Annotated in this window: 12 protein-coding genes; 5 read left to right on the top strand and 7 right to left on the bottom strand. The window is 68.5% G+C overall.

The features are described 5' to 3' along the window. The first annotated feature begins 85 nt into the window (after positions 1-85). Positions 86-406, top strand: a complete 321-nt coding sequence (locus tag ACFORO_RS22420) for a nucleotide pyrophosphohydrolase (protein ID WP_354748625.1) — start codon at positions 86-88, stop codon at positions 404-406. On the opposite strand, the gene ACFORO_RS22415 is transcribed toward ACFORO_RS22420, so the two are convergent. Continuing rightward, a complete protein-coding gene (locus ACFORO_RS22415) occupies positions 395-1,813 on the bottom strand; it encodes a 3'-5' exonuclease (RefSeq protein ID WP_377874081.1) in 1,419 nt (472 codons plus the stop codon). The two genes, ACFORO_RS22420 and ACFORO_RS22415, sit on opposite strands and share 12 nt — an antisense overlap. Before the next feature lie 193 nt (positions 1,814-2,006). On the opposite strand from ACFORO_RS22415, the gene ACFORO_RS22410 reads away from it, so the two are divergent. Continuing rightward, complete coding sequence (locus tag ACFORO_RS22410) at positions 2,007-2,840, top strand: thermonuclease family protein (RefSeq protein ID WP_377874082.1); 834 nt, start codon at positions 2,007-2,009, stop codon at positions 2,838-2,840. A 61-nt stretch (positions 2,841-2,901) separates the two neighbouring features. Next, the gene (locus ACFORO_RS22405) at positions 2,902-3,528 is read left to right on the top strand and encodes a response regulator transcription factor (RefSeq protein WP_354748631.1); all 627 of its coding nucleotides are present in this window, start codon (positions 2,902-2,904) and stop codon (positions 3,526-3,528) included. Position 3,529: 1 nt separating this feature from the next. Here ACFORO_RS22405 and ACFORO_RS22400 read toward each other — a convergent pair whose 3' ends face one another. Then, positions 3,530-4,486, bottom strand: coding sequence for a helix-turn-helix transcriptional regulator (locus ACFORO_RS22400; protein WP_377874083.1), 957 nt, complete (start codon positions 4,484-4,486; stop codon positions 3,530-3,532). A 59-nt stretch (positions 4,487-4,545) separates the two neighbouring features. On the opposite strand from ACFORO_RS22400, the gene ACFORO_RS22395 reads away from it, so the two are divergent. Next, positions 4,546-5,685 (top strand): epoxide hydrolase family protein, encoded by a 1,140-nt coding sequence (locus tag ACFORO_RS22395; protein WP_377874084.1) that lies wholly within the window; start codon positions 4,546-4,548, stop codon positions 5,683-5,685. 1,394 nt (positions 5,686-7,079) lie between these two features. On the opposite strand, the gene ACFORO_RS22390 is transcribed toward ACFORO_RS22395, so the two are convergent. The 5 genes from ACFORO_RS22390 to cutA form a co-directional block, all read right to left on the bottom strand. Continuing rightward, positions 7,080-8,261 carry a GAF domain-containing sensor histidine kinase gene (locus tag ACFORO_RS22390; protein WP_377874085.1) on the bottom strand — a complete coding sequence of 394 codons (1,182 nt, stop codon included), beginning with the start codon at positions 8,259-8,261 and terminating at the stop codon, positions 7,080-7,082. A gap of 70 nt (positions 8,262-8,331) precedes the next feature. After that, complete coding sequence (cydD, locus tag ACFORO_RS22385; protein ID WP_377874086.1) at positions 8,332-11,625, bottom strand: thiol reductant ABC exporter subunit CydD; 3,294 nt, start codon at positions 11,623-11,625, stop codon at positions 8,332-8,334. A gap of 50 nt (positions 11,626-11,675) precedes the next feature. Continuing rightward, complete coding sequence (gene cydB, locus ACFORO_RS22380; protein WP_377874087.1) at positions 11,676-12,677, bottom strand: cytochrome d ubiquinol oxidase subunit II; 1,002 nt, start codon at positions 12,675-12,677, stop codon at positions 11,676-11,678. 507 nt (positions 12,678-13,184) lie between these two features. Beyond that, on the bottom strand, positions 13,185-14,702 hold the full coding sequence (locus tag ACFORO_RS22375; protein ID WP_377874088.1) for a cytochrome ubiquinol oxidase subunit I: 1,518 nt from the start codon (positions 14,700-14,702) through the stop codon (positions 13,185-13,187). 132 nt (positions 14,703-14,834) lie between these two features. Next, on the bottom strand, positions 14,835-15,155 hold the full coding sequence (gene cutA, locus ACFORO_RS22370) for a divalent-cation tolerance protein CutA (protein WP_354748644.1): 321 nt from the start codon (positions 15,153-15,155) through the stop codon (positions 14,835-14,837). Positions 15,156-15,328: 173 nt separating this feature from the next. Here cutA and ACFORO_RS22365 point away from each other — a divergent pair, with 173 nt between their 5' ends. Continuing rightward, on the top strand, positions 15,329-15,928 hold the full coding sequence (locus tag ACFORO_RS22365; protein WP_377874089.1) for a TMEM165/GDT1 family protein: 600 nt from the start codon (positions 15,329-15,331) through the stop codon (positions 15,926-15,928). Positions 15,929-15,952: the final 24 nt, after the last annotated feature.

Below are 15,952 nucleotides of genomic sequence, written 5' to 3'. Positions count from 1 at the left end.
GTAACCGGCGTGTGGGCCAACGGCGTACTCTTTTCGGCCCAACCCGTACACCCCAGGTGAGCACTGCGCGTGATAGTCAGGTCCAGTGACCCTAGACGACCTGACCCAGCGCCTCCGCGACTTCGCCGCCGCCCGCGACTGGGAACCGTTCCACACCCCGAAAAACCTGACGATGGCCCTGTCCGGCGAAGCGGGCGAGCTGATCGCCCTGTTCCAGTGGCTGACGCCGGAGGAAGCCGCGAACTGGCGCGCGGACCCGACCCAGGAGTTCAACGTCCAAGACGAAATCGCCGACGTAATGCTGTACCTGGTCCGGCTCGCGGATGTGCTGGGAATCGACCTGCTGGAGGCAGCGAACGCGAAAGTGGACCGAAACGAGAAGAGGTTTCCTCCGCTAGCCCGGTGACCCGGCCGCGGTCCGCTTCGTCTCGTCGAGGTACCAGCCGCCGACCAGCGCACCGACCGCGAAGACGGCCAGAAAGATCCCCGGCCCCAGCCCGGCGCCGCCGAACATCGCGGCGACCGTGAGGACCATCAGGACGAACCCGATTCCGATCAGCACCCGCCCGACCAGCCGGCCACTGCCTGACGGTGCCTTCTGGTGCTTCGGCTGCGGGACCGGGGCGCTCTCGAAGCCCAACAGCACCGGAGCCTCGTCCAGCCGCGCGACGTGCGCGCCGAGTTCGAGCGCGCGGGAAAGCCGCGGTTCGGACTCGCGCACCCCCGAGTCGTACACCAGGTGCGTGACCGAGCCCGTCAGGTTCTTCGCCAGCTGGAACCCCTCCGACAGCACCCGTGCCCGCAATTGGTCCGCGTCCGCCGTCGCGCCGAGCACGAGGACCCTCGTCGGTTTGTGCCCGGCGGCGGTGACCTTGAGGTCCACCACCACTTCCAGCGCCCCGAGCGCCTCCGCGACCTGGCGCAGTTCGCGGTGCTCAGCGGAGGTGACCACGCCATCGGATTCCGCGACCTGGCGCAGCTCAGCGACGAAACCAGCATGCACCCGCCGGACCTCCGCCGCGGGCATCCCAGCCTCAGCCGCGAGGCCAGCGAGCGCGGAGACCTCCTCGTCGGTCAGGAATTGGTCGCCGACCGCTTCGGCGAGCAGATCGAGGTAAGCCTGCGCGACCGGTCCGCCGTCTCCTGCGGAAACCCGGTCCACCGCCTCGGCCATCCAGCCCTTCTCCGCACCGTCGACCGACCGGCGCAGGGCCGCCGCCCCAGCCGCGTATCGCGGCAGTTCCGGAAAACGCAGTGGTCGCGCCAGCCGCAACCCATGCGTCCCGACGAGAGCGATCATCGCCTGCGCGCACGCCCGGGCGGCCGGCTCGGCGAGGTAACCGGGGAAGTCCTCGATGCCGAAGGCGCGGGCGATAGTGGCGAGCCGGTAGTTGGGCAACGGCAACGTCGCCCGCGCGGTGTCCTTGAGCGAGATCCCCGGCAGCGGCGGCAGCCGGACGCCTAACTGGCTGATCTCCGCGAGGAGGCCATACACCGAGGACAGGTCGTGGGCCACGACAACGGCGCCTCGGCACAGATCGAACAACCGGCTGAGGATGTCGCCGAAAGCTGGTGCACCAGCCAGTTCCGCCGCGGTGATGCGATGCGGATTGCCCCGGTTCGGGTCGGCGGCGACGACCGTCGCGAACTCGCCGAGGAAGATTCCGTCCCCACGGAACCGGATCGCCGCGATCTCCAGGACGCGACCGGCGTGCAGCCCGGTCGTCTTCACCTCGATCGCGGTGAATTCCGTGCCGCTCGCGGGCACCTGCCCGGTCGGGGACAGGGACAGTCGTTCGATCAGCTCGGCCATCGTGGATGCGCTTTCTCCTGGACGGTTCCCCTAGCCATCGCGAGGAAGTCGCAAACCGTCACAGTCGCTGCGGAAAAATCTTGTTTTGTGACTGATCCGTGACTTCTTCCTTTCCCGGAAGACCTGGCGCGTAACGCTGACCGCCGCTTTTGCGAAGTCCATTCGGCACCCGCCTCAGGAAGAGGATTTTCGAATGCATCCCACGCCCGCGCCGCCGTCGCGCCCCAAGCTGAAATTCCCGACCTGGCTGACGGTCGTCCTCAGCGTCTTCGCGGTTCTCTTCATTCTGGGCGCGGTGTTCGGAAAGCCCGCGCCGACGCCTGAACCGGTTGCCGCGCCGGTCGCTCCGCCCCCGACGACCGCGGTGACCACCTCATCCTCTCCGGCACCGGTGACGTACACCGTGGACAAAATCACCGACGCCGCCAACCTCGACCTGGCCGGTTCGGACGGAAGCCATCGCACCGTGCGCATCCTCGGCCTCGAAGTGGCGACCGGCAACAACTGCTACGCCGCGGAAACCGTTACTTGGGCCAATAACAAGCTCGCCGGCGCGGCAGTAAAGATCACCACGGACACTACTGACGGCGTCTCACTCGCATTGACCGACGGCACCGACTACGCGACCGCGACCCTTTCGGCCGGGTACGCCCGACTGTCGGGGAACGTCGTCTCCGACTCTTTGCGCAACGCGTCAAACACGGCCCAGCAAGCGGCGGCTGGATTGTGGGCGGAACCCTGCAAGGGCATGATCACCGCGCCGATGCCGGTGCCTCCTGCGCCGACTCCGACGCCGACTCCGAAGAAGGACACGCCCGCGCCGCCACCAGCCCCGCGCGTGTCCGAGCAAGCCGCCCCGCCGCCTCCCCCGGTCGAGGACCAGCCGGAACCCGAACAGCCGAGCGCTGCGTACTACAAGAACTGCGCGGCCGCGAAAGCCGCTGGGGTCGCTCCGCTTCACCGCGGCGACCCGGGCTATCGCCCCGCGCTGGACCGCGACGGCGACGGAATCGCCTGCGAGCGGTAACTCCTGGTGTCGTGCGGCACCACCGGCAGACGAACCGCCCCACAGCCCGTAACCTGGACATATGCCGATTCAGGTGCTGCTGGTAGACGACCACGAACTCGTCCGGCGGGGCCTGCGCGACCTGCTCAGCGACGAGGCCGACCTGGAGGTGGTCGCCGAGGCCGGGAGCGTCGAGGAGGCGCTCGCGGTGGCCATGCACGTCGAGCCGGATGTCGCGGTCGTGGATGTTCGTCTTGGTGACGGCGATGGCATCACGCTCTGCCGCGAGCTGCGGTCCAAGCCCACTCCGCCGGCCTGTCTCATGCTCACCGCGTTCGACGACGAGGAAGCCATGGTAGGCGCGATCATGGCGGGCGCTTCGGGTTATCTGCTCAAGCAGGTTCGCGGCCAGGACGTGGTGAACGCGGTCCGCGAGGTCGCCGCCGGGCGGTCGCTGCTCGACCCGGTCAGCACCGCCCGCGTGCTCGACAAGCTGCGCCATCCGCCGACCGACGAGCTGGCCGCTCTCACCGATCGCGAGCGCGACGTGTTGGAGCTGATCGGGCAGGGGCTGTCGAACCGCGAGATCGCCGAACGTCTTTTCCTCGCCGAAAAGACGGTGAAGAACTACGTGACGTCCGTGCTCGCGAAGCTCGGCATGCAGCGCCGCACCCAGGCCGCGGCGTGGATTGCCCGGCGCGGCAAGTGAATCAGCTTCCCGCGACGGCGCGGCCGTAGCGTTCGGACAGCAACTGCAGCAACGGGACCAGCTCCGGCGGCGACTCGACGGTGAAGTCCATCATCAGCATTCCGATGTAAACAGCCACGGTGTCCAAACTGTCCGCGCCGGTGACGAGCACGCAACGGTTCTCGTCGATGGGCTCGACGACGCCGACCGTCGGATTGATCCGCGCCAGCACCTTCTCCGCCGGAGCGTCGATGCGCAGGCGCGCGTGCACGAGCCAGCCGCTCGCCGCGATCGTGCGCATCGCGAAGGCGGTGTAATCCCCGCCAGGCAAGGGATTCGGCTCGAACCGGCGGCGAGTCGGCATCCTCGGTTCCATCAGGTCGATGCGGTAGGTCGCCCAGCTGTCGTTCTGCGGATCGCGGGCGACCAGATACCAACGCCGCTGCCAGCTGAGCAACCGGTACGGCTCGACCAGCCGCGACTCGTCCGCGTAGTCGAACCGGAGCCATTCGACGTGCCGGATCGCCCGCGCGACCTCTTGCAGCACGGCGCTGTCGATCTCCGGATCGGGCGCGTCGGTGCCGACGTTCTCCGGACCGCGGTCGATCGTCGACCGCAGAGCGTCAACCGTCGGACGCAGCCGCGCTGGCAAAACCTGCTCGAGCTTCGCGAGCGCCCGCGTACCGGCCTCGTCGATTCCGGAGATGCCCGCCGCGGCCCGCAGGCCGACCGTGACCGCCACCGCCTCCTCGTCGTCCAGCAGGAGCGGAGGCAGCTTTCCGCCAGAGCCGAGCCGGTAGCCGCCGACGTTCCCGCGCGTCGCCTCGACGGGATAGCCCAGGTCGCGCAGCCGTTCGACGTCGTTCCGGATCGTCCGGGCCGAGACGCCCAGGCGTTCCGACAGCTCCCTGCCGCTCCGCCCGGCCGCGCTCTGAAGCAGTGCGAGAAACGCCAGCAACCGCGCCGTCGGATCGGCCATCGAAACTCCTTATTCTATTAGGAACTGATCCTACCTAATACCCTCCTAGTGTTCTTCTCATGACGAACGCGACCGCCTCCCTCGCCCTCCGCCCCTTCACCGTCGAGATCACCGACGCCGAACTCGCGGACCTGCACGACCGCCTCGCCCGCACCCGCCTGCCGCAGCCGTCGCCGACCGACGACTGGGACGCCGGCACCCCGAACGCCTACCTGCGGACGGCGATCGAGGCGTGGCGGAGCTTCGACTGGCGCGCCGCCGAAGCCCGGATCAACTCCTTCCCGCACTTCACCACCGAGATCGACGGCCAGACGTTCCACTTCATCCACGTCCGCTCCGCCCACCCCGGCGCGACGCCGCTGCTGCTCGCGCACACCTATCCCGGTTCGTCGGTCGACTACCTCGACCTGATCGACCGCCTCGTCGACCCGGTCGCTTACGGCGGCCGCGCCGAGGACGCCTTCGACGTCGTCGTCCCCGACGCGCCCGGCTACGGTTTCTCGCAGCCCGTCGCCGAATCCGGCTGGACAGTCGCCCGCGTCGCCGCCGCGTACGACCGGCTGATGCGCGGCCTCGGGTACGAGAGCTACGGAATCCACGGCTCGGACAACGGCGCGATGACCGCCCGGGAGCTCGGCTTGTTGAACCCGGAGGGCTTCCTCGGCCTGCACGTCCTGCAGCTGTTCTCGTTCCCGTCCGGCGACCCGGCAGAGTTCGAGCGCCTCGACCCGGCCGACCACGCCGGTCTCGCGCACATGCAATGGTTTCAATCAGTTGGTGGCTACAACACGATGAACGCCTCGCGTCCCCAAACGGTTTCCGTTGGCCTCAGTGACTCCCCGATCGGATTACTCGCCTACAGCGAGCTGTTCAACTCCTTCGGCAACGGGACTTCGCTGGTGCCACTGGAAAAGATCCTGCTGGAGGTGAGCGTGAACTGGTTCGCCAACGCCGCTTCCGGGATGAGCCGCAGCTACCTGGAGAACGCCCGCGCGGAGGCCGAACCGCGGGTGAGCGACGCGCGGACCGGCGTGGCGGTGTTCAAGGACGACTTCCAGACCATCAAGACCTTCGCCGAACGCGATAACACGAACATCGTGCACTGGAGCCGCTTCGAGGAAGGCGGTCACTTCGCGGCCCTGGAACGCCCCGACCTCCTCGCCGGCGACATTCGCGCTTTCTTCGCTGCCCGCGACTGACCCCTGCTGATTCCGCGCCCAAATCCCGTACGCATTGCTGCGTACGGGGTTCTCGGCGTCCCTGACGAAGCTGAGGGTAGCCGACTTCCGTTCATTGATTCACCCAATTGAGTGCCGAATAGATGTTCGATTTCTCGCTACCATGGGGAACGGCTCGGTGGCAGACGGGAAACGTGGGGAAGGAGCGTGCTCGATGACTCGTGAAGGCTGAATCTCTTGGTGCGCGGTGTGTTCACAGCGGTGGGTTCACAGCGGCGCGAGGTTGAGACAGCGTGTTTGCTGCGAGCGATTCAGGACAACTGCGGGACGCAGTGCGTTCGCTGCGATCCGAGTGGCAGGTCCGATTACGCCGGTTGCGAGGCGGTTTCGGCAGTGGGTTTGAGGTGGCTACCCGAAACAGCGCCAGGTCGCTGCAATGCTGGGTCGACATAGCATTGCGGCGCGGCACTTGGTCGCCGCGACATCGGGCTGCCGTGACGTTTCGGCGCGACGCTTGGTTGCCGCGACGCCGGGTTTCGGTGGTGTTTCGACGTGGCGTCTCGGCGCGAGACTAGGTGCCGCAATGCCGGACTGCCGTGACGCTTCGGCATGGCGTTTCGACGCGACGCTTGGTCGCCGCGGCGTTTCGGTGCGGCACCGAGGTCGCCGCAACATCGGCCGCTGCCATGCGTTTCGACGCGACGTCTCGGCATGACGCGTGACGGTGCGCAACACCTGGCTGCCGTGGCGTTTCGGCATGGCGTCTCGGCGCGACGCTTGGTCGCCGCAGCATTTCAGTGCGGCACTGAGGTCGCCGCAACATCGGGCCGCCGCCATGGCGTTTCGACGCGACGTCTCGACATGGCGTCTCGGCGCGAAGCTTGGTTGTCGCAACACCGGGCCGCCATGGCGTTCTCGGCATGGTATTTCGGCGCGGCACTGAGGTCGCCGCAACGCGGGGTCGACGACACAGTGCCGGGCTGCACAACACGATGCGGCGGCCAGGCCTGCGCAACGTGGCCGAGGTGAGCCCGACGCAAGACAGCTCGGTGCGATGTGGTTACCGCGACGCGCTCAGCGCGGCGCGGTAACCGCCACTCGCGCTCGGAGCGGGCGGGCTATTGCGCTGCACGCCATGGCGATGCGGCTACTGCGGTCGGTGCAGCGAACCGTCGCGGCGCAGTGGCCTCGTCGTCGTGTGGCGACCTCGTCGCGATGTGCGGCCTTGTCTTGCGGCGCGGTGGCTCCGTCGCGTCGCAGCGAACCGTCGCGACGTGGCGGCCTCCATGGCGGCCTCGTCTCGGACAACGTGGCGCGGCAGCTTCGATGCGGACGACGCGGTGGAACTGTCGCACTGGAACTGCGGCGAGCGCCCTCGCGACACGATCGCCAAAACCCCCTGCACCACAACGTGATCACCCCAGCGGCAGGTCAAACGCGACAAGCGTCCCCAAACTAGGCGAAGAATTGAGGAAAAACCGCCCACCAGCAGCATCAGCACGCTCGGCCAGATGCCGCAGCCCCCGGGTCGCGACCCCTTGCGGCACCCCGGATCCGTTATCCCGCACGCGAAGCTTCACGCCCTCAGCATCACGCGTCAGCGTCACTCGAGTCTCGCTCGCGCCGGAGTGTCGGACCACATTGGACAGTGCCTCGCGCAGCGCCGCACGGATGTGGTCGGCCCGCTCGGCCGGGATGTCGGCGAACTCGCCCGACAACTCCAGGGTCGGCGGATAACCGAGCAACTCGCCGGCGATGCGGACCTCGCCGCGCGCGGATTCGGCGAGGTCGGTCGGGGTGCCTGGGTCGTGGCGGGGCTCAGGCGAGCGCAGGGCGCGCACGGTGCCGCGGATTTCCTCGATGGTCTGGTCCAGCTGGTCGATCGCGTCGGACAGCCGGGCCCCGTCGGCCTGTGCGAAGCGTTTGCGCATGTTGCGGCGCACGCGGTCCAGCTGCATCCCGGTGCCGTAAAGCCGTTGCACGATCACGTCGTGCAGCTCACGGGCGATGCGTTCGCGCTCCTGGTACAGAGTCACGCGGTGTCGCGCGTTCGCGCCTTCCGCCAGCGCGAGTACGACACCAGCTTGCGCCGCGAACGCCGCGAGCATCTCGACTGTGCCCACGGAAAACGGCTCGCGTCCTTTCCGCCGATACACCGTGAGCGCGCCAAGCACCCGTCCGCCGGATCCGAATGGCGCGGCCGCGAACGGGCCGTATCCGCGCAGTTCGTCCGGCACATACGGCGCCGTGCGCGGATCGACGATGAAGTCCTCCGCCGCGATCGGCTCGCTGCCGCGCGCGACCTGGCCCGCCGCGGAGTCTGTCTCGAGCGTCAGCCCACGCAACTCCCCGACCGGTCCGCCTTCGACGTCGCCCGTCGGCACCTCTGCGAGCAAGCCGTCGACGCCATACGCCGCCTCGACCACGACGCGCCCGTCGTCGGCGCTGACCATTGCCAGGCCGAGGTCCGCGTCCGCGAGCTCAACAGCCCTGGCCACGACTGTTTCCAGCACCGCTTCGGGGTCGTCCCCGGACAGCGCGGTGCTGGTGATCTCCGTGGCCGCGGAGAGGGCGCGCGCGGCGAGTGTCGGGTCCATGAGCAACTCCGACCTTAGCGCGGAGCCCAGCCCCAGACCCGAAAGCGTGACCGTCACCAACAACCCTCCGTCACGCCGACACCCGCGGCAACGCCCGCCGCACGACGCGCCCGTCCCGAACCTCGAAAACAATGTCCGCTTGCAGCTCTTCATCCGCATTGTGCGTTACGTGCACAACCGTCCGTCCAGCAAGCTCCGCACGCAACGTCGCCCGCAACGCCCGCGCGGTGGGCTCGTCGAGGTGCGACGTCGGCTCGTCAAGCAACACCAACTCCGCCGACGGAGCCGCCAGCAACGCCCGTGCCAACGCCACCCGCTGCGCCTGCCCACCGGACAACCCGGCCCCGGCGCTGTCGAGCACGGTCGCCAAATCCAGGTCTGGCAACTCCGCCTGATCCAGCGCCCGACGCAAGTCCGACGTCTCCGCCAGCGGATCTGCGAGCCGCAAATTCTCCGCCACAGTCGTCGACACCAACATTGGCTCCTGCGGCGCCCAAGCCACCTTGCCCTGCGCGACAACCTCGCCCGCCCGAGGCCGAAGGAACCCCAGCAAGGCCGCCACCAGCGTCGACTTCCCGGCCCCGCTCGGCCCGACGACCGCTACATAAGCCCCGGTCGGCACGCTCAGATCGACACCCTTCATCACCGCCTCGCCGCCAGGCCAGCCCAGCTCAGCACCCCGCAACCGGACTGCGGCTGGGCCGTCGAGGCCTGGCTCGGACGCTGCCCGGTCATGCACGCCGACCGATCCAGCAACCGCTCCGCGCTCGAGCCCAGCAGCACCGGCCGAACCGTGCGAACGCCCGACCTCCGACTCGCCAACCACCGCACCAAGCCGAACCCGAGCCGCCCGCAGCGTGTCCCAATGCACCGCCGCCTGCGGGAGCAACGCCAGCACCTCCGCCAGTGCCAACGGCACCAGCGCCAGCAGCGGTGCCATCACGCCCGCCAACTCCCCGCGACCGACCGCCCCCGCGGCCAGCATCGTGCTGGCCACCGCAGCCGCCCCGGTCGCCAACGTGATCAGCGCTTCCGCCGCGCCCGCGCCGAACGCTTGCCGCCGGGTGTCGGTCGCCAGTTGGGTGTCCGTCGAGGCCAGGTCGCGGTGCCGCGAGGCCGCTCGGCCGTAAGCGAGCAACTCCGCAGCCGACGAAAACAGCACCAAAACCCGCGCCGCGACGTCACGGCGTCCGGCTGCGAGGGCCGAGGTCGCTCGACGTTCCAAGCGCAGCGCGACTGCCGGTGCCGCCAAACCCACGAGCACGGTCAAGGCCAGCACCAAACCGGCCGACGGCAGGACCATCGTCTGCACCGCGATAGCCCCGGCCGCGACCAGCCCGACCACGATCGGCGGCGATACGACTCGCGGCAGCAAATCCCGCACCGTGTCGACATCAGTCACCAGCCGACGCTGACTCTCCCCGGCTTCGAGGCTGCGCGCCGGGCCCAAGCGCACCAACGCATTCCACAGCCGAACGCGTAACCGTCCAGCGATCCGGAAGGCGGCGTCGTGCGTCACGAGCCGTTCGACGTACCGGAGTCCGGCCCGCCCCAGGCCGAACGCGCGAACCCCGACGACCGCGACGGTCAAAGTCAGAATCGGTGGCTGCAAGGACGCTTTGGCGATCAGCCAACCGGAAGTCGCGGTCAAGGCGATCCCGGCCAAGAGCGCCAAGGCACCCAAGAATGCGCCGGAGAAAAGCCGTCGGTCAAGCAGCATGCGCCAAGGAATCGGCCGCGCATCGGGACTGTCCGAAGTGGACTCAACGACCGAGGCAGGAGCTGAGTCCGCAATGGCTACTGCGGCAGAACGTTCGTGAGCAGCGATTACCGCCGCCGCACCGTTTTCGACAGCTCGCTCGACAGCGTCCAGCACTCGCCGCGCGTTGACGTCGTCCAGGTGCGCGGTCGGCTCGTCCAGCAGCAGCAACCACGCGCCGGACTGAACGCGCAGCAACGCCCGAGCCACGGCGACGCGCTGGCGTTGTCCCAAGGAAAGCCGGTCGACCGGACGGTCGGCGAGACCGTGCAAGCCCAGTTCGCCGAGCATCGCGTCGACGCCGGGACCGGCAAGTTCTTCCCGCACAGTGCCGCCGCTGAAAACCGGCGACTGCGGGACCCACGCGATGCCAGCGCGCCACCGTTCGAGGTCAGCTTCGGCGAGCGGGACGTCACCCGCCATGACCGACCCGTCATACGACGGCACGAAGCCCAGCAGCGTCGCCAAAGTTGTCGATTTTCCGCCACCGCTCGGTGCGCGCAACCAGACGATCTGGCCGCGCTGGACCGAGAAACTCTCGCCGTCCGGGGCGAATCCGCCGCGCCGGGCGACTTTTAGGTCCGACACAACCAACGATCCACAGGGCGCGGTGTGTGTTCCTTCTGCCGGGACCGGCTCCGCGAGCACCGCGGTCACCCGGCGGACCGCTTCCACCCCGTCCTCGCTCGCGTGGAATGCCGCGCCGACCGCGCGAATCGGCTGGTAGCACTCGGGAGCGAGGATGAGCACGCCGAGCCCGATCGCCAGCGGGAGCGATCCCGAGACGAGCCGGACGCCGATCACGACAGCCACCAGCGCGACCGACAGCGTCGCCGCGAGTTCCAGCACGAAGGCCGAGGAGAACGCGACTTTCAACGTCTTGAGCGTCGCGCGACGATGCCGTTCCGACAGTTTGCGCACGGTTTCGGCCTGCGCGTCAGCCCGCCGGAACGCGGTGAGCACCGGCAACGCCCGCACCAGTTCGAGCAGCAGACCGGACATCCGGTGCAACGCGTCCGTCGCGCCGGAAACGCGGTCGGCGGTGAATTTTCCGACCAGGACAGCGAACATCGGCAGCAACGGGACCGTCGCGGCGATGATCACCGCCGAGGGCCAGTCTGTCCACAGGATGGCCGCGCCTGCCGCGAGCGGGACGACCGCGGCGGTGACCAGCGCGGGGAGGTACTCGCGGAAGTAGGAGTCGAGTGCGTCGAGGCCGCGCGTGACGAGCGTCGTGAGTTCGCCGTGGCCGCGCCGGGCCAGCCATTCCGGGCCCAGGCGCAACGCGTGGTCGACGACGCGGGCGCGCAAGTCGCGTTGCGCGGTCGCGGCGGCGCGTGCGGAGACAACCCGCACCGCCCAGCTGGTGCCTGCCCGGCCCACGACGAGCGCGAACAGAACAGCCAACTGGACGGTGCGGCCCCCTTCCCCCAGCCCCCGGGAGACCACGTCCGCGAGAATGTCCGCTAGCAGAAAAGCTTGTCCGACAAGGAAAACCGCGTTCCCGAACGACAGCACCGCGACCAGGGCCATCGCTCGGCGCGCGGCCGGCCCCAAGGCCGAGAGCGCGCCGAGCGGACCCTTGCCCAGCCGCACTGGGTCCATGGGGGACCCGGTGGCGGAAAGGGGTGCGCGGCCGGGAAGTTCAGTCATGGTCAGTGCGCCGCCGGGATGTGCTGGACGCCGATGCGCTTGCGGAACACCCAGTAGGTCCAGCCCTGGTAGATCAGCACCGCCGGCGCGCCGAACGCGCCGACCCAGGTCATCACCGTCAGCGTGTAGTGACTGACCGCGGTGTTCATGACGGTCAGCGAGTGCGTCGGGTCCAATGTGGACGGAAGGACGTTCGGGTAGAGCGCGCCGAAGAAGGTCACCGCGGCGCCCGTGATGACGACCGCGAGCGCGGCGAACGCCTGCCCGTCGCGGTCGGCGTGGAGCCGCAGCCACGCCACCGCCGCGGCGAGGACGACGATCACGAGCGAGATGAGCGTCCACAGTTTGCCTTCGCGGACCTGGACGACCACCAGGAACGCGACCAGCGGCAGCAGTCCGACCGGGAGGATGCGCAGCGCCAGGGTGCGCGCACGTTCCCGCAGGTCACCGGTGGTTTTCAGGGCAAGGAACGCCGCGCCATGCACGAGCGAGAACCCGACGATCGCCACCGCGCCGAGGAGCGTGTCCCACCGGACCGACTCGAACGGCGACCCGACGCGGTTGCCCTGCGCGTCGAGCGGAAGGCCGAGCACGGTGGTCGCGAGCAGCAGCCCGACGCCCAGCGGCGGGACCCACGAACCGATGATGATCACGCGGTCCCAGACGCGCCGCCAGCGTTCGGAGTCGACCTTGCCGCGGTACTCGAACGCGACGCCGCGCCCGATGAGCGCGATGAGGACGATCAGCAGCGGGAGGTACGCGCCGGAGAAAAGCGACGCGTACCAGCCGGGGAACGCCGCGAAGGTCGCCCCGGCCGCGACGATCAGCCAGACCTCGTTGCCGTCCCAGACCGGCCCGATCGTGTTGACGAGGACGCGCCGCTCGGTGTTCGTTTTCCCGAGGACCGGCAGCAGCATCCCGACGCCGAAGTCGAATCCTTCGAGGAAGAGATACCCCAGCCAGAACAACGCGACGATCGCGAACCACAGCGTTTCGAGTGTCATCCCCACTCACCTCGTCCGGCGACTGCCGGCGTCATCCGGTCGGCCACCGGGTTGTCCCCACGATGGCCCTGAGTTATCCACAACCCAGCGAGTTGTCCACAGATTCGCTGTGGGTAACCCGCGAGAGCCACGACCCGATTACGCTGGGTACGGGGCGTCCCCCCGGTGAGGGTGGGGGCTGCGTACGCGCGGGGAGGGGTTGGGGCAAGAGTTCGCGGCGGTTGGTGCGGCCGGGCGGTGTGAGCTGGGGTGGGGGCGCTCGGTACCGCGGGTGGGGACGTGAGGTGGTGCGTCGCTGCGGCGGGCAGGTTCGCCGTGGGAGCGGCTTGTACGGCCGGGGCCGAGTCGAGTTTGCCCAGCGTCACGTTCATCTCCACCTCCGTCGTTTCCATCGCAGCAGCGGTCTCCTCCGGAGCGCCCGGACTCTCGGTCCAGGCCAGTGGAGCGGGCCGCGCCCAGACCCGGCCCTCCGGGTCTTCTGGCGGCACCCCGGCCCGCTCCACCGGGTCAGTAGGCGAACGAAAGCGCCTGGTCATCGGAACCATCGGAGTCCTCGGAATCATCAGAACCGCCGGAATCAGAAGGGGCAGCGGGCGGCATCACCGCGTCCACCCCGCCCCGTACGTACTTGCGCATCAGGTACAGCTCCACCACACCCAGCACCGCGTACAGCACCGTCAAAGAGATCAGCGACGTCAGCACCTCGCCGACCGTCAGCTTCGAAACCGCCTGCGCGGTGAACATCCACATGCCCTCGACGCCGGTCGGATTGGGCGCGACCACGAACGGCTGCCGCCCCATCTCCGTGAAGATCCAGCCCGCGCTGTTGCCGATGAACGGCGTCGCGATGCCGCCCAGCACCATCAGCGGGAACCAGCGTCCGCCGGGGATCCGGTCCCGCCGGGTGAGCCACAGGGCCAGCAGGCCGATGCCCGCCGAGATCGCGCCGAAACCGATCATGATCCGGAAGCCCCAGTACGTCACGGGCAGGCTGGGCACGTAGTCGATCGGCTTGCCCGCGAGCGAGCCGAGCGCCGGGTCGTTCGGGTAGTTCGTGCCGTATTTCGCCTGGTATTCCGAAACCAGGTTCTCCACGCCCTTGACCTCGGTCGAGAAGTCGTTGTGCGCCAAGAAAGAGAGCAACGCGGGCACGTTGAACGTCTTGACGTCCTCGCAGTTGGCGTTCGCCACGTCGCCGATCGCGATGATCGAGAAGCTCGCTGGCTTTTCCGTGTGGCACAACGCTTCCGCCGACGCCATCTTCATCGGCTGCTGCTCGAACATCAGCTTGCCCTGCGCGTCGCCGGTGATCGCCAGCACCGCGAACGCCACCACGCCGACCCAGCCGCCGAGGCGCAGCGACGAGCGCCAGACGTCGCGGTGTTCGTCCGATTCCGCGGCGCGCTTCCGCCACAGGTGCCATCCGGCCACGCCGACCAGGAACGCCGCCGCCACCGAAAACGCGCCGGCCAGCGTGTGCGGGATCGCGGCGAGTGCGGTGTTGTTCGTCAGCACCGCGCCGATCGAGTTCATCGTCGGCTTGCCGTTCACGAACTCGACGCCCACCGGGTGCTGCATCCACGAGTTCGCGGCGAGAATGAAGTACGCCGAAGCCATCGTGGCCAGCGAAAACGCCCAGGCGCAGGCCAGGTGGATCTTCTTGGGCAGCCGGTCCCAGCCGAAGATCCACAGGCCGAGGAAGACCGACTCGACGAAGAACGCGAGGAGGCCTTCCATCGCGAGCGGCGCGCCGAACACGTCGCCGACGAACCGGGAGTAGGCGCTCCAGCTCATCCCGAACTGGAACTCCTGCACGATCCCGGTGACGACGCCCATGGCGAAGTTGACGAGCAGCAGCTTGCCCCAAAACTTCGTCATCTTGAGGTGCCGCGGCTTGCCGGTGCGCACCCATGCCGTCTGCATAGCCGCGACCAGCACCGAAAGTCCGATGGTCAGCGGGACCATCAGGAAGTGGTAGACGGTGGTGATGCCGAACTGCCACCGCGCGAGCTCTAGGACATCCACGGGTTCGATCCTCCGCGCGGACACCCGCGCCAGCCAGTTCAACACGTCCTGAACCAGCCGGGACCAACGTCCCGCCGACCTGCCGAAACCCCGCGCGGAGAAAGAGCGGAGCTACCCCCGATCAGGTGGCGGCTAGCGCGTCTCCTCCACGAGCCACGACAGGTACCGCGGGCTGCCGCCGACGATCGGCGTGACGACGACCTCGGGCAGGTCGTAGGGATGCCGCACGTTCAGGAACTCCTCCAGCGCGCCGGACCGGTCCGCGGCCGTCTTGCACTCGACCCGCCATTCGGCCGCCGTCTGCACCTCGCCCTCCCACCGGAAAACGCTGGTGATCGGCCCCACGATCTGGGCGCACGCGGCGAGCCGGGCCTCGATGGCGCTCGCGGCGATGGTGCGCGCGGCGGCCTCGGAGTCGACGGTGGTGATGACGACGACGTGGTCAGCAGACATGACCCGCACCGTACCGCAGCCGGAAAACAGAATTCGGCGCACCGAAAAAAATAATCCGGCGAACCGGCGGCCAGCATTCTGCCGACCTTATCAGGCAATTCGCGAAACTCATCAGCTTGCGGTTTTCTGAATCTCCCCTTTATCGTTGCAGTGAAAGGGGTGAGCACGAACCCATGTCTCCCGCATTGATCGCTCTGTTCAGCGCGTTCGGCCTGGTACTGGCCGTCGAGCTGCCGGACAAGACGCTTGTCGCGGCCCTGGTGCTCACCACCCGTTTCCGCGCCTGGCCGGTATTCGCCGGAGTGTGCGTGGCGTTCGCCGTGCAATGCGTGATCGCGGTGGCTTTCGGCAGCCTGCTCACGCTCTTGCCGGAAACCCTTGTTTCGGTGCTGGTCGCCGCGATGTTCGGCGTCGGCGCGTTCCTGCTGCTGCGCGAGGGCTTCAGCGAAGGCAGCGAAGCGGGCGAGGACGCCTCCCGCTCCGGACCCGGGCCGGTTTCGTTCCTGCGCTCCGCGCTCACGTCGTTCGGCGTGCTCTTCGCCGCGGAGTGGGGCGACGCCTCGCAGTTGGCGACCGCCGGTCTCGTCGCCCGCCTCGGCAATCCGTTCGCGGTCGGGGTCGGCGCGTTCGTCGCGCTGGTGTCGGTGGCCGGGCTGGCGGTGTTCATCGGCTCCAAGATCCGCGACCGGATCCGGCCCAAGCTGATCCAGCGGGTCGCCGGGTTCGTGTTCGCCGGTTTCGCCGCGTTCGCGCTGGCCCAGCTGCTCTGGTAACCGCGGTTTCACAGGAACGCCAGG

This window comes from Amycolatopsis halotolerans, from assembly GCF_042647905.1.
Classification (GTDB): Bacteria; Actinomycetota; Actinomycetes; order Mycobacteriales; family Pseudonocardiaceae; genus Amycolatopsis; species Amycolatopsis halotolerans.
Note: the sequence above shows the minus strand (reverse complement) of the source record. Positions and strands in the feature narration are given on the sequence as shown.